The sequence below is a fragment of the Buttiauxella sp. B2 genome, from assembly GCF_006376615.1.
Lineage (GTDB): Bacteria > Pseudomonadota > Gammaproteobacteria > Enterobacterales > Enterobacteriaceae > Buttiauxella.
Map to the genome: position 1 here is coordinate 267,346 of NZ_VEXQ01000002.1, position 23,997 is coordinate 291,342.

Annotated in this window: 25 protein-coding genes and 1 other annotated feature; of the genes, 17 read left to right on the forward strand and 8 right to left on the reverse strand. The window is 48.7% G+C overall.

All coding sequences use genetic code 11. The features are described from left to right. Positions 1-141 precede the first annotated feature (141 nt). Positions 142-438, reverse strand: coding sequence for a type V toxin-antitoxin system endoribonuclease antitoxin GhoS (ghoS, locus tag FH968_RS04485; RefSeq protein ID WP_139877833.1), 297 nt, complete (start codon positions 436-438; stop codon positions 142-144). Positions 439-527: 89 nt separating this feature from the next. Next, the gene (pfkB, locus tag FH968_RS04490) at positions 528-1,457 is read right to left on the reverse strand and encodes a 6-phosphofructokinase II (RefSeq protein WP_139877836.1); all 930 of its coding nucleotides are present in this window, start codon (positions 1,455-1,457) and stop codon (positions 528-530) included. A 288-nt stretch (positions 1,458-1,745) separates the two neighbouring features. On the opposite strand from pfkB, the gene FH968_RS04495 reads away from it, so the two are divergent. From FH968_RS04495 to ihfA, 10 genes are all read left to right on the forward strand, one after another. Further along, positions 1,746-2,504: a YdiY family protein gene (locus FH968_RS04495; protein ID WP_139877838.1), complete on the forward strand. Its 759-nt coding sequence runs from the start codon at positions 1,746-1,748 to the stop codon at positions 2,502-2,504. Between the two features lie 393 nt (positions 2,505-2,897). Then, entirely contained in the window at positions 2,898-3,149 is a 252-nt protein-coding gene (locus FH968_RS04500) for a hypothetical protein (protein ID WP_139877840.1), read from the forward strand. A 477-nt stretch (positions 3,150-3,626) separates the two neighbouring features. Beyond that, a complete protein-coding gene (thrS, locus tag FH968_RS04505; protein ID WP_139877842.1) occupies positions 3,627-5,555 on the forward strand; it encodes a threonine--tRNA ligase in 1,929 nt (642 codons plus the stop codon). A 3-nt stretch (positions 5,556-5,558) separates the two neighbouring features. After that, positions 5,559-6,101: a translation initiation factor IF-3 gene (infC, locus tag FH968_RS04510; protein ID WP_139877844.1), complete on the forward strand. Its 543-nt coding sequence runs from the start codon at positions 5,559-5,561 to the stop codon at positions 6,099-6,101. A gap of 96 nt (positions 6,102-6,197) precedes the next feature. Beyond that, the gene (gene rpmI / locus FH968_RS04515; protein ID WP_005968897.1) at positions 6,198-6,395 is read left to right on the forward strand and encodes a 50S ribosomal protein L35; all 198 of its coding nucleotides are present in this window, start codon (positions 6,198-6,200) and stop codon (positions 6,393-6,395) included. Between the two features lie 45 nt (positions 6,396-6,440). Next, on the forward strand, positions 6,441-6,797 hold the full coding sequence (gene rplT, locus FH968_RS04520) for a 50S ribosomal protein L20 (RefSeq protein WP_000124850.1): 357 nt from the start codon (positions 6,441-6,443) through the stop codon (positions 6,795-6,797). A gap of 119 nt (positions 6,798-6,916) precedes the next feature. Continuing rightward, positions 6,917-7,040, forward strand: a sequence feature (Phe leader region). Continuing rightward, complete coding sequence (gene pheM / locus FH968_RS23830; RefSeq protein WP_106120997.1) at positions 6,922-6,966, forward strand: pheST operon leader peptide PheM; 45 nt, start codon at positions 6,922-6,924, stop codon at positions 6,964-6,966. Its footprint overlaps the feature before it by 45 nt. A gap of 55 nt (positions 7,041-7,095) precedes the next feature. After that, the gene (gene pheS, locus FH968_RS04530; protein ID WP_139877846.1) at positions 7,096-8,079 is read left to right on the forward strand and encodes a phenylalanine--tRNA ligase subunit alpha; all 984 of its coding nucleotides are present in this window, start codon (positions 7,096-7,098) and stop codon (positions 8,077-8,079) included. 14 nt (positions 8,080-8,093) lie between these two features. Then, positions 8,094-10,481 (forward strand): phenylalanine--tRNA ligase subunit beta, encoded by a 2,388-nt coding sequence (gene pheT, locus FH968_RS04535; protein ID WP_139877848.1) that lies wholly within the window; start codon positions 8,094-8,096, stop codon positions 10,479-10,481. Positions 10,482-10,485: 4 nt separating this feature from the next. Continuing rightward, positions 10,486-10,785, forward strand: a complete 300-nt coding sequence (gene ihfA, locus FH968_RS04540) for an integration host factor subunit alpha (protein ID WP_034455972.1) — start codon at positions 10,486-10,488, stop codon at positions 10,783-10,785. 57 nt (positions 10,786-10,842) lie between these two features. Here ihfA and FH968_RS04545 read toward each other — a convergent pair whose 3' ends face one another. Then, a complete protein-coding gene (locus tag FH968_RS04545) occupies positions 10,843-11,790 on the reverse strand; it encodes a VirK/YbjX family protein (RefSeq protein ID WP_139877850.1) in 948 nt (315 codons plus the stop codon). Between the two features lie 336 nt (positions 11,791-12,126). Here FH968_RS04545 and btuC point away from each other — a divergent pair, with 336 nt between their 5' ends. The 7 genes from btuC to selO all read left to right on the forward strand — a co-directional run bounded on the left by btuC (position 12,127) and on the right by selO (position 18,377). Further along, positions 12,127-13,110 carry a vitamin B12 ABC transporter permease BtuC gene (gene btuC, locus FH968_RS04550; protein WP_139877852.1) on the forward strand — a complete coding sequence of 328 codons (984 nt, stop codon included), beginning with the start codon at positions 12,127-12,129 and terminating at the stop codon, positions 13,108-13,110. Positions 13,111-13,136: 26 nt separating this feature from the next. Further along, on the forward strand, positions 13,137-13,685 hold the full coding sequence (locus FH968_RS04555; protein ID WP_139877854.1) for a glutathione peroxidase: 549 nt from the start codon (positions 13,137-13,139) through the stop codon (positions 13,683-13,685). Then, complete coding sequence (gene btuD, locus FH968_RS04560; RefSeq protein WP_223271288.1) at positions 13,682-14,431, forward strand: vitamin B12 ABC transporter ATP-binding protein BtuD; 750 nt, start codon at positions 13,682-13,684, stop codon at positions 14,429-14,431. The genes FH968_RS04555 and btuD overlap by 4 nt, the downstream gene beginning before the upstream one ends. 80 nt (positions 14,432-14,511) lie before the next feature. Continuing rightward, the gene (locus tag FH968_RS04565; RefSeq protein WP_139877858.1) at positions 14,512-14,973 is read left to right on the forward strand and encodes an NlpC/P60 family protein; all 462 of its coding nucleotides are present in this window, start codon (positions 14,512-14,514) and stop codon (positions 14,971-14,973) included. A 19-nt stretch (positions 14,974-14,992) separates the two neighbouring features. Continuing rightward, complete coding sequence (locus FH968_RS04570) at positions 14,993-15,967, forward strand: LacI family DNA-binding transcriptional regulator (RefSeq protein ID WP_139877860.1); 975 nt, start codon at positions 14,993-14,995, stop codon at positions 15,965-15,967. A 168-nt stretch (positions 15,968-16,135) separates the two neighbouring features. Continuing rightward, entirely contained in the window at positions 16,136-16,867 is a 732-nt protein-coding gene (locus FH968_RS04575) for an EAL domain-containing protein (protein WP_139877862.1), read from the forward strand. A 64-nt stretch (positions 16,868-16,931) separates the two neighbouring features. Continuing rightward, a complete protein-coding gene (gene selO, locus FH968_RS04580) occupies positions 16,932-18,377 on the forward strand; it encodes a protein adenylyltransferase SelO (RefSeq protein ID WP_139877864.1) in 1,446 nt (481 codons plus the stop codon). Between the two features lie 14 nt (positions 18,378-18,391). On the opposite strand, the gene FH968_RS04585 is transcribed toward selO, so the two are convergent. From FH968_RS04585 to FH968_RS04605, 5 genes are read right to left on the reverse strand one after another with little or no spacing between them, the layout of a single operon-like run. Next, positions 18,392-19,171, reverse strand: a complete 780-nt coding sequence (locus FH968_RS04585; protein ID WP_139877866.1) for a heme ABC transporter ATP-binding protein — start codon at positions 19,169-19,171, stop codon at positions 18,392-18,394. Then, positions 19,164-20,126, reverse strand: coding sequence for an iron ABC transporter permease (locus FH968_RS04590; protein WP_139878045.1), 963 nt, complete (start codon positions 20,124-20,126; stop codon positions 19,164-19,166). The genes FH968_RS04585 and FH968_RS04590 overlap by 8 nt, the downstream gene beginning before the upstream one ends. Before the next feature lie 35 nt (positions 20,127-20,161). Then, entirely contained in the window at positions 20,162-20,977 is an 816-nt protein-coding gene (locus FH968_RS04595) for a hemin ABC transporter substrate-binding protein (RefSeq protein WP_139877868.1), read from the reverse strand. Further along, positions 20,974-22,005 (reverse strand): hemin-degrading factor, encoded by a 1,032-nt coding sequence (locus FH968_RS04600; protein WP_139877870.1) that lies wholly within the window; start codon positions 22,003-22,005, stop codon positions 20,974-20,976. The genes FH968_RS04595 and FH968_RS04600 overlap by 4 nt, the downstream gene beginning before the upstream one ends. A gap of 13 nt (positions 22,006-22,018) precedes the next feature. Next, positions 22,019-23,995 (reverse strand): TonB-dependent hemoglobin/transferrin/lactoferrin family receptor, encoded by a 1,977-nt coding sequence (locus FH968_RS04605; protein WP_139877872.1) that lies wholly within the window; start codon positions 23,993-23,995, stop codon positions 22,019-22,021. Between the last annotated feature and the right edge of the window lie 2 nt (positions 23,996-23,997).

Sequence of the window (23,997 nt, forward strand, 5' to 3'; positions counted from 1 at the left end):
GACGGTATGGGATATCTTGATGCATGAGATATCCCTTTTTTATTAGCATGTTGCAATGCTTAAAGTTAGTCAGCTTATCGCTGTTAACCGGGTCAAACTTCGAACTAACGCACATCCCCGGTCATGATATTTGATATGAGGCTATTTGCTTTCACTCTCGTGATGCCAGTTATCCCAGGTTGTAACTGAAACTTCTGGTTCAACGCCTAACGCCAGTTTGCCAAGGCCGCGGGCTAACTCTTCAACTTCCACCGGGCTTAATGGGCTTATCAAACCGAAAGTGTTGATGCCCAATTCGTGAATTTTTCCTTCATCATCAGACAGAGTAAGCAAAAAACCGCTGCGGGTCAGATGGTTATTCAACTCGTTAAGGTCTGTGAGACTGTGCTCCTGGAACGTCAATGTGACAACATAGCGCTCAATGTCTCCGCTACTCATGGTTCACCTCGTTGTTATCCCGAAGGTTTTAGCATAGCCTTTTTGTGTGAAATGGCGACTTTTGCCGAAGCGGCAAGCCGCCAGTCTCATTAATTACGTAGGTAGTCGTAGATTTTCTGCGTATTTTCCAGTGAGCACAAACGCGTCCCGTGGTTTAGGGTTGCGGCACTCCCTGCAGCTACACCAAAGCGGACCATATCTAATAAAGGTGCATCCTGAGCGAGTTTTAGTGTCATCGCTCCGACCATGCTGTCACCTGCGCCAACCGTACTTTGGCTTTTCACTGGCGGCGGCACAACCTGTACGCAACCACTGGCATCTACGCCCAGCGCACCTTGTGGGCCAAGTGAAACAACCACGCGTTTGGCTCTGCCACTGTTGACAATTTCTTGCGCGGCTTTACGCACATCATCGGGTTGTGTGAGGTCGCGGTTTACCAATGCACTGAGTTCTTTCTGGTTGGGTTTAACCAGTTCGATATTGCCGATTGCAAGAGTGGCCTTTAACGCTTCGCCTGAACTGTCAACGATGCAACGTATCCCGGCCTTTTGAGATGCTTTCACCAAAGTACAAAGTTTTGAAACATCTATGCCCGGTGGAAGGCTACCGCTAATAACCAGAATGGAACCTGATTCGATGGATAATACCTTTTCTTCGAGGCGATGGAATTCATCATCAGTCAGTGAGGCTCCTGGCATCACAAAGCGATACTGTTCACCGGTAGATTCCGCATGAACATGCAGGTTTTGTCGCGTCCAGTCGTGGGCATCTATGGTTTCAATCGCGACGTGTTCATCTGACAGAAGGGAACAGAGGTGCTTCCCGGTTGCTCCGCCTGACGGGAATATAGCGGTGGCTTGTCCACCAAGATGGGCAATTGCTCGAGCAACATTAATACCGCCACCACCCGGTTCAAACACGGGGGCAGTGCAACGCAGTTTACCTTCGGGATAAATTTGTGCTGTCAGAGTCGCACTGTCCAGAGAGGGGGCAAGTGTTAGCGTATAAATGCGGGTCATGTATCCTCCTTAATTTAGCATTGGGATCAAGCGTAGCACTGTTTTGGTTAAATAATGTCAATTAACACCATGATTTATCAAATGATTTGTAAAAAGCAACTATGTACTATGTTTATGAAAATAAAGATGTTTTAAGAGCTCTCTTATTCAAAAAATGAAAGAAGAATTCATTGCTATGTTATTCGGGCTTTTTTATAATTTGTAACCTTTCTTGGCTCATAAATATTTGATCCACAGAAGAGATTCCGGAACCTTGATGGTTTCTTTTTATGTTGTACGGACGATTAAATGAATTTTGTTAAGACAGTACCGGCTGCAATTTTGCTGACCGGAAGTGCGCTATTAAGTCACTTTGCAATTGCAGATAATTCGGTTTTCACTGTCATGGATGACCCATCTACCGCAAAGAAACCGTTCGAAGGTAATCTGAATGCAGGCTACCTTGCGCAATCAGGTAACACCACAAGCTCATCTTTGACCGCTAACTCCAACATGACCTGGTACAATACCTCGACTGCATGGTCTTTGTGGGGTAACGCAAACAACACTTCCTCCAACGATGAACGCTCTTCTGAGACTTATGCGCTTGGCGGTCGTAGCCGTTACAACATGACCGACAGCGATTACCTGTTTGGTCAGGCGAGCTGGTTAACTGACCGTTACAACGGTTACCAAACGCGTGATGTGCTGACCGCCGGTTACGGTCGTCAGTTCCTCAATGGCCCGGTTCACAGTTTGCGTTTGGAATTTGGTCCTGGTGTACGTTATGACGAATACACTGATGGCGGCCATAAAACTCAGCCTCTAGGTTACGCATCTGGTATTTATAACTGGCAGTTGACCGAAAACGCCAAATTTATTCAGGGTGTTTCTGTACTGGGTAGCGAAGATACAACGGTAAACTCTGAGACCGCGCTTGAAGTCGCAATCAATGAGCACTTTGGTTTGCGGGTGGGTTATAACGTCACCTGGAACTCGAATCCGCCAGATTCAGCGCCGGAACATACAGATAGACGTACCGCAGTTACTCTTGGGTATAAGATGTAATTGGCGAAGCCGGGTAGCTCCCGGCTTTATTATCCATTATCCTTCCATCCGCATTGAGATTGGCTGCACTCACTTACCCGAATCACATACTAAAGTAAGCCCATCGGAATAAGCTTCCTTGCCGTTATCAGCAACGCGAATGCTAAAGAGTATATTGTTTTGTTTTATCAATGCGTGCTAATATTATTTTGGCCCAAGGTTTCATTTTAAATAAAATTGATTATCTCTGGTTTTCTTCATAATTTCTCCTTAATCTGCCGTCTCGTCATATTTATCTATATATTTGACACGAATTGATAAATAAATAGCCTTGTCAGAAGTGTGATCTGGATCTACTATTATTTTGTAGCGAGATTATAACTTGCTGGTCCACTAAATAAGAGAAGAATGAATATGAAAACTATTAAATATACCGCTGCAGCAGTCGTACTTTCTGTGGTTTCATTCGGTGCATTTGCAGCTCAACCTGCAGCTACCACCACTTTAGCAAGCACTACAACCGCCGCACAAACTGAACCGTCAGCCACCTGGCATGCCACGGATATTGAAGCTGGTTCAAATATACAACCAGCCGCTCAATCTACAGGCCGTTCAATGGATGATGCGTTTGATGTCCATACATTGGTCGCGGGAGAATGGTATTAATTGTTAATATTGAATAACTTTCCTTTGTGCGAACGTGCTAATTGATCGCTTACTTATCAACGACGCATGAAATGAAAAACCGGAGCAAGATACCCGGTTTTTTTATGTGCATAATTTTTTAATCCTACTATATAATTATTTGTAGAGGCCAATAGTTAGCAAATCTTATTAATTACTCTTATTGGTGCTTCCGCAAAAATGTATTTGCATTGATAATTGAGTAAGAAAATGGGGGCAAAACAGTCGGTTATTATTAGCTCCGCATGATTACCATGGACTGCAAAGCGCGACATATCCTCCTTAAAGTGATAGTATTCTCAACCGTCGTGAAGTAGTGGACTGTACGCTCACGCATAAATTGTGAACCCGGCCTTGCAATTGTAGGCGAGATGGCGACGCAACCAGTTGAAACTAAAGCAAAATAAATGTTGCATGTGATCTTACGTGTGGGTCACCACTGCAGAATAAGGACTTATAATGCCTGTTATTACTCTTCCTGATGGCAGCCAACGCCATTACGACCACGCTGTGAGCCCGCTTGATGTGGCACTGGACATCGGTCCGGGCCTTGCAAAAGCCTGTATCGCGGGTCGTGTAGACGGCGAATTGGTTGATGCATCCGACCTCATTGAGCACGATGCCAAACTTGCGATTATCACAACTAAAGATGAAGCTGGCCTGGAGATTCTCCGCCACTCATGCGCCCACTTATTGGGTCATGCCATCAAACAACTGTGGCCGCACACCAAAATGGCGATTGGCCCGGTTATTGATAACGGTTTTTACTATGACGTTGATATTGACCACACGCTGACGCAGGAAGATCTTGAGCTGCTCGAGAAACGTATGCACGAGCTGGCTGAGAAAGATTACGATGTCATCAAGAAAAAAGTGAGCTGGCATGAAGCCCGCGAAACTTTCGTGAACCGTGGTGAAAACTACAAAGTCGCAATTCTTGATGAAAACATCAGCCATGATGATAAGCCCGGTCTGTATCATCATGAAGAATACGTTGATATGTGCCGTGGTCCACATGTACCGAATATGCGTTTCTGCCATCATTTCAAACTGCAGAAAACTTCCGGTGCTTACTGGCGTGGCGACAGCAGCAATAAAATGTTGCAGCGTATCTATGGCACCGCGTGGGCAGATAAAAAGCAGCTGAATGCTTATCTGCAACGTCTGGAAGAAGCGTCTAAGCGCGACCACCGTAAAATTGGCAAGCAACTTGACCTGTATCATATGCAGGAAGAAGCTCCAGGTATGGTGTTCTGGCACAACGACGGCTGGACAATTTTCCGCGAGTTAGAGGTGTTTGTACGCTCCAAGCTCAAAGAATATCAATACCAGGAAGTGAAAGGCCCGTTCATGATGGACCGTGTGCTGTGGGAAAAAACCGGCCACTGGGACAACTATAAAGATGCAATGTTTACCACGTCTTCTGAGAACCGTGAATACTGCATCAAGCCAATGAACTGTCCGGGCCACGTTCAGATCTTTAACCAAGGCCTGAAATCCTACCGCGACCTGCCATTACGTATGGCTGAGTTTGGTAGCTGCCACCGTAATGAGCCGTCAGGTGCGTTGCATGGCCTGATGCGTGTTCGTGGTTTTACTCAGGACGATGCTCACGTTTTCTGTACAGAAGAGCAGGTTCGTGACGAAGTAAATAGCTGTATCCGCATGGTTTATGACATGTACAGCACCTTCGGTTTTGAAAAAATCGTTGTTAAGCTGTCTACCCGTCCGGAAAAGCGCATCGGTACCGACGAAATGTGGGATCGTGCAGAAGCGGATTTAGCTGTTGCGTTGCAAGAAAATAATATTCCGTTTGATTATCAACCGGGAGAGGGTGCATTCTATGGCCCTAAAATTGAATTTACCCTGTACGACTGCCTGGATCGCGCATGGCAGTGCGGTACTGTACAGCTAGACTTCTCTTTACCATCGCGCCTCAACGCGTCTTATATCGGCGAAAGTAACGAACGCCTGGTTCCGGTAATGATTCACCGTGCTATTCTCGGGTCAATGGAACGTTTCATTGGTATCCTAACCGAAGAATTTGCGGGTTTCTTCCCAACCTGGCTTGCGCCGGTACAAGCAGTGGTGATGAATATCACTGATGGACAGGCTGATTACGTTAACGAATTGACCCGTAAACTGCAAAATGCAGGCATTCGTGTAAAAGCAGACTTGAGAAATGAGAAGATTGGCTTTAAAATCCGTGAACACACGTTGCGTCGTGTCCCTTATATGTTAGTTTGTGGCGATAAAGAGGTCGAAGCAGGCAAAGTAGCCGTTCGTACTCGTCGCGGCAAAGACTTGGGAAGCATGGACGTAAACGAATTGATTGAAAAACTGCAACTAGAAATTCGCAGTCGCAATCTTAATCAACTGGAGGAATAGAGTATTAAAGGCGGAAAAAGAGTTCAACCGGCGCGTCCTAATCGCATAAACAAAGAAATTCGTGCCACAGAAGTTCGTCTGACAGGCTTAGACGGCGAACCTATTGGTATTGTCAGTCTGAATGAAGCTTTGGAAAAAGCCGAAGAAGCAGGAGTTGATTTAGTCGAAATCAGTCCTAATGCTGAACCGCCTGTTTGCCGCATTATGGACTACGGCAAGTTTCTCTATGAAAAAAGCAAATCTTCTAAGGAACAGAAGAAAAAGCAAAAAGTTATTCAGGTCAAGGAAATTAAATTCCGACCTGGTACCGATGATGGCGACTATCAGGTAAAACTCCGCAGCCTGGTTCGCTTTCTGGAAGAGGGTGATAAAGCTAAAATCACACTGCGTTTCCGCGGTCGTGAAATGGCTCACCAACAGATTGGTATGGAAGTGCTTAATCGCGTCCGTGACGATCTGAGTGAACTGGCAGTGGTCGAATCCTTCCCATCGAAGATCGAAGGCCGTCAGATGATCATGGTGCTCGCTCCGAAGAAGAAACAGTAAGGCCATCAAGTAACAGTTCTCGCGAGGCTTCTGCCTCGTGAGATTTGTTCGCCTTCTGATTCGTTTTATTAACAATGCGAAGTGGAAAGTTATTAAATGCCAAAGATTAAAACTGTACGCGGCGCCGCTAAGCGCTTCAAAAAGACCGCCGGTGGTGGTTTTAAGCGTAAGCACGCTAACCTGCGTCATATTCTGACTAAAAAGTCTACTAAGCGTAAACGTCACCTGCGTCCGAAAGGTATGGTCTCCAAAGGGGATCTGGGCCTGGTCATCGCTTGCCTGCCGTACGCATAAGTAGCATTTTTTAATTAATTCAGAATATAGAACAGGAGAGCTAATATGGCTCGCGTAAAACGTGGTGTAATCGCACGTGCTCGTCACAAAAAAATCCTTAAACAAGCCAAAGGCTACTACGGTGCGCGTTCACGCGTATACCGCGTTGCTTTCCAGGCTGTTATCAAAGCTGGCCAATACGCTTACCGTGACCGTCGTCAACGTAAACGTCAATTCCGTCAGCTGTGGATTGCACGTATCAACGCTGCAGCTCGTCAGAACGGGATCTCTTACAGCAAATTCATCAATGGCTTGAAAAAAGCTTCTGTTGAAATTGACCGTAAGATCCTGGCTGATATCGCCGTATTCGACAAAGTGGCATTTACTGCACTGGTTGAGAAAGCGAAAGCAGCTCTGGCGTAAGCCAGTTATTAGAGGGAGCTTGTCTCCCTCTTTTAATTTTCAACACAATCAAATTGTTGACTTTTTTGGACCATCCCCTTTCAATAGGCAAGGTTTAAAGCTGACAAATAAGGTAACTGCAAGCATGAATGCTGCTATTTTCCGTTTCTTTTTTTACTTTAGCGCCTGAATCAAGGGGCTTTGCGCGTAAGAAAAGAAACGAAAAATAGCGCCTGAAGCCTCCATTTTGGAGGCTTTTTTTTTGCTTTTGTATCCGGATCAACTACCCCGGCAATTGTGCCGGCATAAGAGGAATACCATGCCACATCTCGCAGAGCTGGTTGCCAACGCAACGGCCGCCATAAACGAGGCCCAGGATGTTGCCGCGTTAGACAACGTACGCGTCGAGTATTTGGGGAAGAAAGGGCATCTGACCCTCCAGATGACCACCCTGCGTGAATTGCCACCAGAAGAGCGACCAGCCGCTGGTGCAGTAATTAATGAAGCTAAAGAGAAAGTGCAAGAAGCTCTAAATGCTCGTAAAAATCAGTTGGAAAGTGCAGCACTGAATGCGCGTCTGGCCGAAGAAACCATTGATGTTTCACTGCCTGGTCGTCGAATTGAAAATGGGGGTTTGCACCCGGTAACACGCACTATTGACCGTATTGAAAGCTTCTTTGGTGAGCTGGGCTTTACTGTAGCAACAGGTCCTGAGATTGAAGATGACTATCATAACTTCGATGCACTGAATATTCCTGGGCACCACCCAGCTCGTGCTGACCACGATACTTTCTGGTTCGATGCGACCCGTCTTCTGCGCACCCAAACGTCTGGTGTGCAGATTCGCACCATGAAAGATAAGCAGCCGCCGATTCGCATTATCGCGCCAGGCCGCGTGTATCGTAACGATTACGATCAGACTCACACTCCAATGTTCCATCAAATGGAAGGTTTGATTGTTGATACCAATATCAACTTCACCAACCTGAAAGGCACATTGCACGACTTCCTCAATAATTTCTTTGAAGAAAATCTACAGATCCGTTTCCGTCCGTCCTACTTCCCGTTCACTGAGCCTTCAGCAGAAGTTGATGTAATGGGCAAAAATGGCAAATGGCTGGAAGTATTAGGTTGTGGCATGGTGCATCCAAACGTTCTGCGTAACGTCGGTATCGACCCAGAAATTTATTCAGGTTTTGCGTTCGGTATGGGCATGGAGCGTCTGACTATGCTGCGTTACGGTGTGACCGATCTGCGTGCATTCTTCGAAAATGATTTACGTTTCCTCAAACAGTTCAAATAAGGGCGGGATATCCAATGAAATTCAGTGAACTCTGGTTACGCGAATGGGTAAATCCAGCCAACAGCAGTGAAGAGCTTTCCAGCCAAATTACTATGGCTGGTCTTGAAGTTGATGGTGTTGATGCCGTTGCGGGCGCATTTAATGGCGTGGTTGTGGGTGAAGTGGTTGAGTGCGGCCAGCATCCAAACGCTGACAAGCTGCGTGTCACAAAAGTAAACGTCGGTGGCGATCGTCTGCTAGACATCGTTTGTGGCGCCCCGAATTGCCGTCAGGGGCTGAAAGTTGCAGTAGCAACTGTCGGCGCTGTACTGCCCGGTGATTTCAAAATTAAAGCTGCGAAACTACGTGGCGAGCCGTCTGAAGGCATGCTGTGCTCATTCTCGGAGCTGGGTATTTCCGACGATCATGACGGTATTATCGAACTGCCACTGGATGCGCCGATTGGCACTGATATTCGCGAATACCTGCATCTTGATGACAACACTATCGAAATCAGCGTGACGCCAAACCGTGCAGATTGCCTCGGTATCATCGGAGTTGCTCGTGATGTCGCGGTACTGAACAAGCTGCCATTAAACGAACCAGAAATGCCTGCTGTTGCTGCGACTATTGCTGATACGCTGCCAATTCGTGTGGATGCACCTGACGCCTGCCCGCGCTATTTGGGACGTGTAGTCAAAGGTATCAACGTTAAAGCACCAACGCCGCTGTGGATGAAAGAGAAACTACGTCGTTGTGGTATTCGTTCTATTGATGCTGTGGTTGATGTGACTAACTACGTGTTGCTGGAACTCGGCCAACCGATGCATGCGTTCGATCTGAACCGCATCGAAGGTGGCATCGTTGTGCGTATGGCGGAAGAGGGCGAAGCCCTGACGCTGCTCGATGGTAACGAAGTGAAGCTGAATGCAGATACGCTGGTAATTGCTGACCACAACAAAGCGCTGGCAATGGGCGGTATCTTTGGTGGCGAACATTCCGGTGTGAATGACGAAACCCAGAACGTGCTGCTTGAGTGCGCATTCTTCAGTCCTCTGTCCATCACAGGACGTGCTCGTCGTCATGGTCTGCACACTGACGCTTCACACCGCTATGAGCGTGGTGTGGACTCTGCACTGCAATTTAAAGCGATGGAACGTGCTACTCGTTTGTTGATCGACATCTGCGGCGGTGAAGCCGGTCCAGTTATTAACGTAACCAACGAAGCACACCTGCCAAAAGTTGCCACTATTACACTGCGTCGCAGCAAGCTGGACCGCCTGATTGGTCATCACATCGACGATGCGCAGGTAAGCGACATTCTGCGTCGCTTGGGTTGTGAAGTGACTGAAGGTGACCACCAGTGGACGGCAGTTGCTCCAAGCTGGCGTTTTGATATGCAGATCGAAGAAGATCTGGTTGAAGAAGTCGCTCGCATTTATGGCTATAACAACATTCCAGATGAGCCTGTTCAAGCGGGTCTTATCATGGGAAGCCATCGCGAAGCAGACCTTTCGCTCAAGCGTGTGAAAACCATGCTGGTCGATAAAGGCTACCAGGAAGTGATTACCTACAGTTTTGTTGACCCGAAAGTTCAGCAATTGCTGCACCCGGGTGAAGAAAATCTGATTCTGCCTAGCCCAATCTCCAGCGAAATGTCTGTAATGCGTCTGTCCTTGTTGACAGGTCTGCTCGGTACCGTGGTTTATAATCAAAACCGCCAGCAGAGCCGCGTGCGCATATTTGAATCAGGTTTGCGCTTTGTTCCTGATACTCAGGCAGACCTGGGCATTCGTCAGGATCTTATGCTGGCAGGTGCTATCTGCGGAAATCGCTACGAAGAGCATTGGGATCTGGCGCGTAACACTGTCGACTTCTATGATTTGAAGGGCGATCTGGAAGCGATTCTGGATTTGACTGGCAAGCTTTCTGACATCGAATTTAAAACGGCTAGCAACCCAGCCTTGCATCCAGGTCAAAGTGCTACCATTTATTTAGGTGGGGAATACGTTGGTTTCATTGGTGTTGTGCATCCTGAGCTTGAACGTAAGCTATCTCTGAATGGCCGTACACTGGTGTTCGAAGTGCTGTGGAACAAGCTTGCAGACCGCGCTGTGCCTGAGTCGAAAGAGATTTCACGATTCCCTGCAAACCGCCGTGATATTGCTGTTGTGGTCGCCGAAAACGTTCCCGCAGCAGATATTTTGGTCGAATGTAAGAAAGTTGGCGCAAATCAGGTAGTTGGCGTAAACTTATTTGATGTGTACCGTGGCAAAGGTGTAGCCGAAGGTTATAAGAGCCTTGCCATAAGCCTTATCCTCCAGGATACAGGCCGTACACTCGAAGAAGAGGAGATTGCCGCTACCGTTGCAAAATGTGTAGAGGCATTAAAAGAGCGATTCCAGGCATCATTGAGGGATTGAACGTATGGCGCTTACAAAAGCTGAAATGTCAGAATATCTGTTTGATAAGCTAGGGCTTAGCAAACGTGATGCTAAAGAGTTGGTAGAACTGTTTTTCGAAGAGGTTCGTCGCGCTCTGGAAAACGGTGAGCAGGTTAAGCTATCAGGCTTTGGTAATTTTGACTTACGCGATAAAAACCAACGTCCCGGGCGTAACCCGAAGACCGGTGAAGATATTCCTATCACGGCACGCCGTGTAGTGACTTTCCGACCTGGTCAGAAGTTGAAAAGTAGGGTTGAAAACGCGTCGCCAAAAGACGAGTAACCTGAACAAACCAAAAAGGCCGCGTATAGCGGCCTTTTCTTTGCTTGAAATTCAAACTTATCTTGCTGTCAGGTTGCCAACTTGTGACGCCATATCATCCAATAGTTGAAAACGGCGGCGATATTCAGCTCGTTTCTTACTGGCGACGCTCTCGATCGTTTTTCTTTCTAGTTGGAGCGGTAACTGCCAGCGCCAGGCACTTTCTTTTACTCCATCAATAGATTGCCAGAACTCATCATAACTTGCGTGGAAGTGGCGACCTTTGCTCAGTCGGTAACGCAGTGCGCGGAAGACATGGCCATTATCACTAGCGCCATAAATCCCGGTAATCCCTCCCTGCGCCGCAAGTTGCCAGATAAACTCCATCAACATACGTTTAGGGAACAAACCGTGACAGGCACGTGTTGCCTGCTTAATCACATCGTGAGAAATATGTCGTCTCGGTCCCTGAAGGCCGCCTATCACGAGGTGCCAATGGTCTTTTTCACGAATAACGCTAAAGGTGAGGCTGGCAAGCAGGTGCTGATTGCCGTCTCGTAACCACAGCGTACTTTCACCCTCACGTTCGGCGCTTCCAGCGCAAGATGCGGAAAGGGTAAATTGGCTTTCGTCTTTGCCACAAAGTGTTAGCAACAGGGTTTCTTGTACCGCAGTTAATGCACTGGCTAACTGCCGGGAAGATAGCGAGTCTACGAATTGATAATGCCCGATTATCGCATCGGCTCGCTGGCTGGCATTTAATCCCCGAACCAAATACTCGCGATGTGGTTTGCTCGGTAATGTTACCTGTGTCTTTAACATCTGTTCAAAGTCAGGTCGCCGCGCGAGATTATCAAGCATCCGCCGAGTAGGTGAGTAGAAGAGGGCGGTTCGCATCATAAATTTAAACCGGTAATTACGCTTGTGCCATATCGCGCCCGGGAGCAACTTTCCAGTGATGAGATCTGAAATGAGATTTCTGCGCGGGGTTTGCACATATGTATTTAGCAGAGTGTTGTCAGACACGATAATTACCTTCAGATGAATTTACCTTTATTTTAATGCCTTCAGTCTGGAATGTTTCTTATCGAGTTTTTATATTCAACGTTTGTTTATTGATGATTTATATTTATCAATGTGATTGATAGTTAAGGAAATTATTTTATTTTTTGTTGCGAATTATAATGCTGATGTATTTTCCTCTGTAATCTATCGTTCGTTTAGCTTCTATATAATATTGCAGGGGTAGAATGAATAAAATATAACCTCACAATAATCCTACCCTTTACTGCTTGTCCTGCACGTTAAACTCCCCGTAAAATCAGATGCATAATTTGTTAATAATCGGATCTCATCAACCAGATGCACACTTTTGTCGCAAGGCAGCAACGTCTCGAACGCCTCTGGCTACTCGCTTTGTTTTCCATCATGTTGGGCATGGCTGTACTGAGTTTGTGCGCAGGCGACCAGTGGTTTGCCCCACAACACTGGATGCGTGAGGATGCGCAATTGTTTATCTGGCAGATACGCCTGCCTCGCACAGTAGCTGTTTTGCTTGTCGGAGCGGCATTGGCGATTTCTGGCACCATTATGCAGGCATTATTCGAAAACCCTCTGGCAGAACCGGGCCTTCTGGGCGTTTCAAATGGCGCAGGTGTCGCGCTGGTGGCCGCCGTGTTGCTTGGACACGGTATGTTACCTGACTGGGTGCTGGGTATTTGTGCCATCGCCGGTGCATTGGTGATTACCTTTATCTTGCTACGTTTTTCCAGGCGTCATCTTTCTAACAGTCGTTTACTGCTTGCGGGCGTTGCGTTGGGGATTATCTGTAGCGCACTCATGACATGGGCTATCTATTTCAGTTCCAGCCTCGATTTACGGCAATTAATGTATTGGATGATGGGGGGATTTGGCGGTGTGGACTGGCGTCAATGGTGGTTAATGATAACTCTGCTGCCCGTGATAGTGTGGTTATGTCGCAACTATGCACCGTTGAACTTAATGGCGCTGGGTGAAATGTCGGCCCGTCAACTAGGTTTACCCATCTGGCTTTGGCGCAATATTTTGGTGATTGCTACGGGCTGGTTGGTAGGGGTGAGCGTGGCTCTCGCCGGAGCAATAGGTTTTATTGGCCTGGTCATTCCGCATATGTTGCGTCTCAAAGGCCTGACCGATCACCGTATCTTGCTACCCGCAAGTGCGCTGGCAGGCGCTGCCATACTACTTGCCGCTGATATCATTGCTCGTCTGGCACTGACATCAGCAGAATTACCGATAGGCGTTGTGACAGCAACGCTGGGCGCACCTGTATTTATCTGGCTATTATTAAAAGCTGGAAAGTACTGAATCACGATGTTAATCAAGGGGACGTAATGCAAGATATTCTGAATACTGAAGTCACTACCATTGACGGTGAAAAAACAACGCTCGAAAACTGGAAAGGTAAAGTGCTGTTGCTGGTGAACGTTGCCTCTAAGTGCGGCCTTACGGTGCAATACGAACAATTAGAAAATCTTCAAAAAACGCTAGAACATGAAGGCTTCTCTGTGCTGGGCTTCCCCTGCAATCAGTTCCTTGGACAGGAACCTGGTAGCGAAGAAGAAATCAAAACGTTCTGTAGCACCACTTACGGCGTAACGTTCCCGATGTTTAGCAAGCTGGACGTGAACGGTGAAAATCGTCACCCGCTGTACAAAAAATTGGTCGCTGCAGCACCTAATGCCATTGCGCCAGAAGGCAGCGGTTTCTTTGAGCGCATGAGCAGCAAAGGCCGCGCACCGGTTCATGCAGGCGATATCCTTTGGAATTTCGAAAAGTTCCTCGTAGGGCGTGATGGTCAGGTTATACAACGCTTCTCACCGGATATGACACCAGAAGATCCGGTTGTTGTTGACGCTATCAAAGCGGCGCTGGCGAGATAATGTCGTTGTTGCAATTAGACGATGTTGCTGTGGCGGAGCGGCTTGGGCCGATTTCCGCCACTGTGCAAGCGGGTGAACTGATTCATCTTGTTGGGCCTAACGGTGCCGGGAAAAGCACATTGCTAACGCGAATGGCGGGGTTAAGCTCTGGTGCCGGGCAAATAATGTTTGCTGGAATTAATCTAAGCGAATGGCAGCCGACGCAATTGGCTCATCATCGCGCTTACCTTTCTCAGCAACAGATGCCGCCATTTTCAATGCCGGTCTGGCATTATCTGCAATTGCACCAGGCAGTGAGTCCGGGTGATAGCGTAATGCTCAAGCTGGTCGACGATTTAGGTCTGAAAGATAAACTCACCCGCGGTGTTAACCAACTTTCGGGTGGTGAATGGCAACGGGTTAGGCTGGCTGCTGTCGTGTTGCAAATTCATCCTGAGATAAACTCGCATGGCCATCTGCTATTGCTGGATGAGCCAATGAACAGTCTGGATGTGGCCCAGCAAACCACGCTTGACCGAATCCTTATGGCTTTGTGTGAGGCGGGCGTTGCAGTTGTGATGAGCAGCCATGATTTAAATCACAGTTTACGACACGCGCATACCGTTTGGTTACTGCGCGCAGGTAAAATGATTGCGCAGGGAAGTCGGGATGAAGTGTTGTCACCACAACATTTAGCTACAGCCTATAACATGCACTTTCGTCGATTGCAGATAGAAGGGCACAGTATGCTAATAGCCCCACTCTAGTTGATGGTAAAAACTTGCACCAAATCATGGGTAAGCGCTAAATTACTGGAAATTATAAACGGGTGAGGATTAGCCTGAAAATGCGTGTATGGATTATTGTAGTGGCGTGTCTGGTACTCGCAGGGTGTAGCCATCATGCACCGCCACCTAACTCTCGTCTTTCAGACTCGATAACGGTTATTGCTAAGCTCAATGATCAACTCAACGGCTGGCATGGAACACCGTATCGTTATGGTGGAATGAGCCGTCGGGGTGTCGACTGCTCCGGTTTTGTTTCACTCACCTTCCGTGACCGATTTGAGCTGCAATTGCCGCGTGAAACCCGCCAACAGGCGCAAATTGGTACTGAAATTGATAAAGACGATTTACTTCCTGGCGATCTGGTTTTCTTTAAAACGGGTTCTGGTGAAAGTGGCCTACACGTTGGTATATACGACACGGACAATCAATTCATTCATGCTTCGACCAGTCGCGGTGTCATGCGTTCGTCACTTGATAACGTCTACTGGCGTAAAAAGTTCTGGCAAGCTCGCCGTATCTAGTCCTTCGAAAGGATAGTTCATGGTTACTCTGGAAGATGTTGCTGCAAGTGCAGGTGTGTCCCGGGCAACCGTTTCACGCGTGGTGAATGGCGACAGCAAAGTCAAAGCGCAAACCCGAATCAAAGTTGAAGCGGCGATTATCGAATTAGGTTATACACCGAATCCGGCGGCACGCGCATTAGCATCCAGCCAAAGCAACACCTTAGGGTTAGTCACCACTTCCTATCGAGGCGGCTTTTTTGGCGCGTTGATGGACACCGTACAAAGCGAAACCGAATTACATGGTAAGCAGTTATTAGTGACACAAGGGCGTGACACGGCAGAAAAAGAGTTGAACGCGATTCAGCGCCTTTTTAATCTGCGCTGCGATGGCCTGGTATTGCACGTTCGCGCCATCACAGATGAAACCCTTCAACATCTGGCAGAGCAAGACCGCAAATTCATTGTATTAGACCGTGATGTCCCGGGTCTTGAACAACGTTGTGTCGTGTTTGATCACCGTGCGGCGAGTAAGCTTGCAACTCAAGTCTTTATCGATGCGGGCCATACTGCAATTGCGTGTTTGCACGGGCCGAGCGGGCGTTCGTCAAGCCTGCTGCGCAAGCAGGGATTTATCGATGCAATGAAGCAAGCAAAGCTTGAACCCATAGCCGTGCTTGGCGGAGAGTATGATATGCCTGCTGGCTATCAGCTGGCCTCTCAATTGCTTGAAAATATGCAGCCGACGGCAATCTATTGTTGTAACGAAGAACTGGCAATCGGTGCCATGCTGGCTATCACCGAGCGTGGTCTGCGAATTCCCCAGGATATCTCCCTTATTTGTTACGACAGCGGGGAACGTGCAGCCTTTGTTCGTCCGGCACTCACCAGTGTCCATTTTCCAATAACAGAAATGGCTCGTTCTGCTATCAGGAAATTATTAGATATCCAATGTGAGAATGAATCTTTTTCTCCTGAGATAATCTACCGTGATTCTGTTCGCCATATTCGCTAAAACTGGCGATAGAAAGATATCCAGGATAATATAATTAGATTCAAAGAAGATTCTAATTCACTCATCAGGGATGAAATTGCATTTAATTCTAATAAAATCAATCCAGTTAACGCTGGATGCTCATCGTGTCGCGATGCCATCCACCTCTTTCGATAAACGGTTGGCAAAATGATTCTTGCACTCGATGCACAATATCGTCCAGATTTTTATTTTAATCCTGTTTACTTGCCAGATGGTGAGGTTTTAGGCTTTGAATTAATAGCTAATTTTGTTGGGGTTGATGCGCCGGTGCGTATTCCTACAGAATTAGTTATGCCGGTTGTTACAGCAGAACAACAATTAATATTATTCAAAGAGAAAATAGAATTAATTGAAAACTATCAAGAGTTCTTTAAGGCTCAAAGTATAGTTGCCTGGCTTAATATAAGCGTGGTAATCGCTGAGGAAATTTTAGCCAATACAGAGTTGTTTTCCCGCCTGGCGCGTCTTCCGTTCATTGAATTTGCCATCAGTGAGGATTTTCCCGAGTTAAATATGGGGAAAGAAAATGCCCGTTTAGTCGCATTAAGTAAGCGCTATCCATTAGCACTGGCAAATTTTGGTGCAGGAATTGCGACCACTAAATCACTCTGTGATGGGCTATTTAAACGTGTGTTTTTGGATAAAACATTTATACATAAACAAATTAAACAGCGTTCTTTTGAGCCCTTCATGTTAGCGATGCTCGCGCAACTTTCACCGTTGTGCCAATCATTAGTTATTACCGGTATTGATGACGAAGTCGCTCACCAGAAAGTACTTTCTTTAAGCACATATTGCATGCAAGGAAATCTCTGGCCCGGGATTACACCTCAAGCGCTGGAAGACTGGCCTAATCCGGATTCTTCTACATTGAGCTAATACCCCTGCCAATGTGCCGTGTTTAAAACTGCGCACAAGCACTACACTATCGGCAGGAGGTTCCATGACTAATAAACCTGTATTTAACAATAGCTGGCACGACGAGTTGCCCGGCTTTTATACGTCTTTAAAACCAACGCCACTGCATAATGCCCGGCTATTTTATTATAACCGTCCCCTGGCCGATGACCTTGAGCTTGATGCCTCACTGTTTGACGAATCCCACGTCGGTATCTGGAGCGGTGAAACGCTGCTGCAGGGTATGCAGCCATTAGCGCAGGTTTATAGCGGACACCAGTTTGGTGTCTGGGCGGGCCAGCTTGGCGACGGGCGGGGCATTTTGCTCGGCGAGCAACAATTAACTGATGGCCGTAAATTCGACTGGCATTTGAAAGGGGCGGGTTTAACGCCTTATTCACGCATGGGTGATGGACGAGCAGTGCTGCGCTCAACCGTGCGGGAATTTCTGGCCAGTGAAGCGATGCATGGTTTGGGTATTCCCACCACGCGTGCGCTGAGCATTGTTACCAGCGATACGCCGGTACAACGTGAAACCACCGAGCAAGGTGCCATGTTGCTGCGCGTCGCACAAAGCCATGTCCGCTTCGGTCACTTTGAGCATTTTTACTATCGCCGTGAACCGCAAAAAGTTCAGCAACTGGCGGATTACGTCATTGCCCATCATTGGCCACATCTTCTTGATGAAACTGACAAATATCAACTTTGGTTCCGTGATGTCGTCGAACGCACTGCGCAGATGATTGCCCACTGGCAAACAGTAGGATTCGCGCATGGTGTGATGAACACCGACAACATGTCGATTCTGGGTTTGACCATGGATTACGGCCCGTATGGTTTTCTTGATGATTATCAGCCCGGCTTCATCTGCAACCACTCTGACCATCAGGGGCGCTATGCCTTTGATAATCAACCGGCTGTAGGGCTCTGGAACCTGCAGCGCCTGGCACAAACGCTGTCACCGTTTATTTCTGTGGAATGGCTCAACGAATTGCTCGAACACTATCAGTTCGCATTGATGAAAGCATTTGGGGAGTTAATGCGAGGCAAACTGGGGCTGGTGACCGAACAAGTCGCTGACAACGAAATTCTCACGGAATTGTTCGCGTTGATGGCAAAAGAAGGTAGTGATTACACGCGTACATTCAGAATGTTAAGCCTGACTGAACAAAACTCAGCAAGCTCGCCGCTGCGCGATGAATTTATCGACCGCGCCGGTTTTGATAGCTGGTTTACGGGTTATCGTGCACGTTTACAGACCGAGCAGATAAACGATGAGCAGCGCCAACTGACAATGAAAGCCGCGAATCCTTCAGTTGTTTTGCGAAACTGGCTGGCTCAGCGAGCCATCGACGCCGCAGAGCAGGGCGATGTGAGTGTTCTGGCGCAACTGCATGAAACGTTGAAACAACCGTATGCCGAACACCCGAACGAGTTCACTCAACGCCCACCTGATTGGGGAAAACGGTTAGAAGTGAGTTGTTCAAGTTAAGGCATTTTTCTCGCTCATTGTTTTAACCAAACCTGTGGCACCGGGTGTTCTGGATGACGGAATACCCGGAGATCAGCCTGATACCAGTGTTGCAGCGTGGTTTCGTCCAACACTTCTTGCGGCGAACCATTTGCGACTAATCGCCCCTCATGCAACAACACAATTCGGTCAGCCCAAAGTGCGGCCAGATTCAAATCATGCAGCACCACACAAACTGACAGCGTTCCCATCAGTGATAAACGGCGCAGCAAACGCAAAATATGCTGCTGATGATAAAGATCCAGTGCTGAGGTAGGTTCGTCCAAAAAAAGCCAGCCGTGGGGTTGTCCTTCAAACCATAACTGCGTCAGTGCTCGTGCGAGTTGTACGCGCTGTTGCTCTCCGCCCGAAAGCTGGCAGAAATCGCGCCCTGCGAGAGTATCGCAACCCGTCAGTGCCATGACTTCCCGTACGACAGATTTCGTCTCTTTTCCCGGCCACGGTGCGCGCCCCATAGCAATCACATCTTCGACTGCCCAGCTAAACGCCATACCGCTGCGCTGGCGCATCACTGCGCGCTTACGTGATAACGCTTCGCCTGACCAGTCATTTAACGCACGTCCTGCGAGGCTAACTTCACCACTATCAGGTAGTTGGAAACCAGTGAGAACTCGTAATAGCGTTGATTTCCCCGCCCCATTTGGGCCAATCAATGCCACAACTTCACCGACTGAAAGTGTGAGATTAATGTCATCAAGCAATTTGCGCTCACCGAGACACAACGTCACATTCCGCGCCTGTAGTAAATCAACCATCAGTTTCTCTCCGCTGGCGGAAAATCAATGCTAAAAACCACGGGCCTCCCAATAAGCTGGTCAGCAAACCAACGGGCATTTCCGCAGGTGTAACTAGCGTGCGGGCCAGTGTGTCAGCAACCAGTAATAACATCGCACCTGCCAGAATCGAACCGGGGATGAGCCAACGATGATCGGCTCCGAGCCACATCCTTACCAGATGCGGGACCACCAGGCCGACAAAGCCAATCACACCGCTTACCGCAACGGCTGCCGCCACTAACAGCGCACTTAAAATGAGTAACTGTCGCTGCGTTTTTTTGACATCCACGCCAAGGTAATGGGCTTCTTCATCACCGAGCTGCAAAAGATTAAGCCGTTTGGATGCAAACGCGATAACCAATGAAGCCGGGAGAATGAACGAAGCGGTGACGAGTAATGTTGACCACTGCGCTTGCCCAAGGCTGCCCATTCCCCACAGTGAAAGTTGGCGTAACTGGGCATCGTTGCTTATCCAGGATAAAACGCCGACCGCTGCACCGCACAAGGCATTGATGGCGATACCAACCAACAGCAAGCGGGACAGGCTGTTGTTCCCCTGACGGCTGAGAAAGAAAATCACCAGCGTGACGGCGAGACTGCCGAAAAATGCTGCAAGCATCGGAACATACAATGCCAGCACCGCAGGCAATGCTAGCGGCAGGACAACCGAAAACCCAACGGCCAGAGCTGCACCGCTGCTGATACCGAGCAAGCCCGGATCGGCAAGCGGATTGCGGAATAACCCCTGCATAACGCAGCCTGAAAGTGCTAATGCACCACCAACGAGCGTTGCCAGTAGCACGCGTGGCAGTCGAATGTTGAGCCAGATATGACGCAACGTTTCATCTTGCGCTTGCCACAACACGGCGATGGAAAGACGCATAGCACCTAAATTGGCGGCTACCAAAGATAGCACCAATAACGCCAGAATCATGGCGAATAGGGCGCGTTGAGGCAGGGGGCGGCGTATCAAGGCAATTGCTCCGCTTTTGTACGTAACGCAAGGATGGCATCTGGCGTTTGCAGGCCGAAACCAAGCAGTGCCATATCATCAACAACTAACAGCTGGCGATCTTTCCCGGCGGGTGTCTGCGCAAGGCCAGGTAACTTCCAGACATTAGCTTCACCGCCCAGCGTTTTAACGCCATCTGCGGTGACCAGAACCAATTCCGGTTGGCTGGCAATCACGCCTTCCTGAGACATTGGCTGATAACGTTTGAAACCTTGCATCGCATTTTGCAAACCTGCGGCATGAATAGCAGCATCTGCTGCTGTTTCTTGCCCTGCGACCATTGCCGTCATGCCACCATGGCTCATGATGAACAACACTTTTACCGGCAACGTTTTTTCAGGAATCGACGCAAGTTTGTGATGCACTTGCTTGCGCAGTACATCACCCTGTGCCGTCTTCCCCATTGCCTGAGCTACCGCATCAATCTTTGCATCAATGCCATTCAACGAATTATCCGCAGGAATGGTCACCACTTTGACGTGGCTGCTAGCGACTTGCTCAAGGGCCAGAGACGGTTTTGCCTGAGCGCTCGCCAGCACCAGTGTTGGGCGCATCGCCAGAATCCCTTCGGCATTCAGTTGACGCAAATAACCGATGTCCGGCAGCTTAATCGCAGCGGTCGGATGCAGGCTAGTGCTGTCACGAGCGACTAATTGGTCGCCCGATCCTAGTGCGTAAGCAATTTCTGTGACGTCCCCGCCAATTGCCACCACTCGTTCATTGGCGGCGGCAATCGCAGGCAAAGCAAGTAGGGCAATCAACCAGCGTTTCATGCAGCCAGCCCTTTGCTTACCAGTGTTTCCAGTTGCGCGCGCCATTGCTGTTGCTCTGGCTCACCCTCAGTGCGTTGGCCGTAAAGCTGTGCGATTTGCGTGCCGTCGGCGGCAAATAGCTCAAGGCTTGTCACGTAGCCATCACCACTTGGTTTACGCGTCACCCAGCTTTCAGCAATGGTGTCGGCCAACAAATGCAACGTGAATTGTGGATTGAAGATATTAATCCAGTTATCCATCGGCACGACTTTCTCTACCACACCGGTGAATATCTGCACGCAGCCCTGGTTGCCAACAAATACCATGATTTCGTTCTTGTCTTGCAAAGCCTGCGCCAGCAATTGTGCCAGTGCGCTGTTATCAACCTGGCAGGCCAGGTCATCAGCAACCAGACGGAAAGCTTGCTGACGAGTCAGTTGGTGACGTTTGAGCAGACTAAAGAATTGATGCACGTCGCGCATGGTGCGCCATTCTTCTTCAATCTGACGGCCATCAACCGCAGGTGTCATCACACTTGCTTCAGGCGCTTGCAGTTCAAGCTCCGGGTTATCCGCGTAGATATACGTTGCCAGCATTTGGCCCCAGGCGGCGAAATCTGTGTTGTCAGTGGTGTAAACCTTGAGTAGCGCATCACCCTGATTATCAAAGAACTGAATGCTCTGACGCTCACCGCGTACCGTTGCTTCACGGAGGTGGAATGCGAAAGCCCATTGATTCAGGAACAGACGCAAATCCAGAGCACGTGGGTTGAGCACCAGTCCGGCATGGCCGTGCAGTTGCTGGTTTTCAAAACGCCCGATGTGCTCATGCACTGCGTATTCGTTACGGCAAATGGATTTGATTTCACCAACGCTTTCAAGGGAGGTGAGAATATCGCGCACTTCACCTTTTAAACGCCAGGTATCATGCCCTACGCGTGCATGTGTCAGTTCGGCCTCGCTGATATTCATCAGTTTTGCGATGTCACGTGCATATTGTTTAGGATTCTGTTGTTTAAGCTGCAACCAATTTTCATAACGCTGAGTCATATCGTTCCCTTACTTACCATTGATAACTAACGAAGATTTTGCCATTACGGCCATCTTGTGGGAGCCCCTGTGGTGACCAGTATTCCTTATCAAAGGCGTTACCCAACACCAGGGAAGTGGTTAGCCCACGCAACTGCTGCTGGCCTTTATAGCTAATATAGAAATCGTTCACGCCGTAACCTGCCTGGGTGCTGTAACTGCTGCTGATGTGTGTTGAGCTTCCAGCAAAAGTCCCGACCCAGCCCACGGAGAAGCCGCTTTGGGCGACCGGCACGTCAAGAATGCTGGTGACGGTGTCCGGGTTCAGGCTGGAAATCCAATCACCCGTATCTTCGTCTTTGCCACGTGTACGGTTATAGGCCAGATCTAAGCTGAACCATGCGCTGGTATATTTCGCCGTCATGTCCCAACCCCAGATTTTTGCGTTAGGGACGTTGTAGGACATGGTGGTCGCTTTGGCGAAGTCTACAGTGGTAGAAATGTAGTCTTTTGCTTTGGTATCGAAGTAGCTTGCTTTGAATTCGATACCATCTTCGGCCAGCATCACATCGTCGAAGCGCAAGCCAAAACCGTATTCCTGAGTTTCGTTAGTTTCCGGACGCAGGTTGGGGTTCGGTACCCAATAGTTGCTGTAACGCGTGCCAATGGAGAAGTGTTTAGCATCGTTATACATTTCGCCCATGGTTGGGGCGCGGAATGCCTGAGCGTAAGAACCAAATAGCATCAGCCAGTCGGTTGGCGTAACGGAAAGCGCACCGCGGGATGACCATTTATCAGCATTCACATCGTCGTAGCCATCGCTGCTGCCGCTGTAATTGTCATAACGTGTCCCGGCTAGCAAAGAAACTGGCAGGTCACGCAGTGTGATTTCATCCTGCAACCAGCCTGAACCGAAATCGATATTGGCCTGCGGGAACCCGGTAGTGTTGCCGCCCGGTTTCTGATCCTGGTGATAATATTCGCTGCCATAAGTCAGAAGGTGAGCGGCGAAGTTGTCGGTGAACAGTCTGCTACGGTTTTCAAGTTTACCGCCCGAGGTGGTTTGTTTACGGAATTCAGCACCGTCAGTTTGACCCTGGGCATTAATACGCGCTTCAGACCAGTAAGCGGTCGCATCGGCATTGAGCCAGTCACTTTGGTCCGGGCCAATGTGGTATTTCAACTGCGCATCACGCTGAATGGTTGAGCGATCAACCATTGGGTTGCTTGGATCAGCATCGGTGGTTTGCGGATTTTTAGGTTCCTGGGCGGCGTTATTGTAGTAACGCAGGGAGCCTGCAAGAGATTGCGCTGGGTCGATGTACCAGGTACCTTTGGTCAGGAAGTTACTGATATTCTCATCGTTCGGCGCAGTTTCACCATTGCTCTGACGGATGTCACCACGGTCTCGGCTTGACCAGGATACGAGTCCATCAAGATTGTCTGTGCGACCAAAGGCGCTGGCACCCATGCCGATACTGTGATCGCCGGTCGCACCCGTACCAAATACGCGGAAACCACTGTTTTGGCCTTCATACAGCAAATCGCTGGCATCAGCCGTTTCATAAGAAATCACACCACCCAATGCACCGCTGCCGTACAACAGCGCTGATGGGCCACGCACTACTTCGATACGTTTGATCAACGCGGGATCAATAAATGTGCTGTTGAGGTGCCCGGTATCCGTCCCCTGGCGAACGCCATCGACCAACATCAGTACGCCTCGGCGGTCGTAACCACGCATGTTGACGTCCTGGCCGTTGGTGCGTCCTGAGCCGGAAACGGTAATGCCTGGAACTCTGCGCAGCATATCGGCGGCAGAAGAAGAGGTTTGGCTTTCAGGAGAATCGGCGTCAATAACCGTCACCATCATCGGCGCTTCGAAAGTACTACGTTGGTTACCGGTGGCCACCACAGTAACCTGGTCATCTTTGGCATTAGCGGGTAGGGCAGTAAACACCGCAACAGTCAGTAAGGACAGACGGAATCCGACTGTGTGTAAAGCAGGCATGC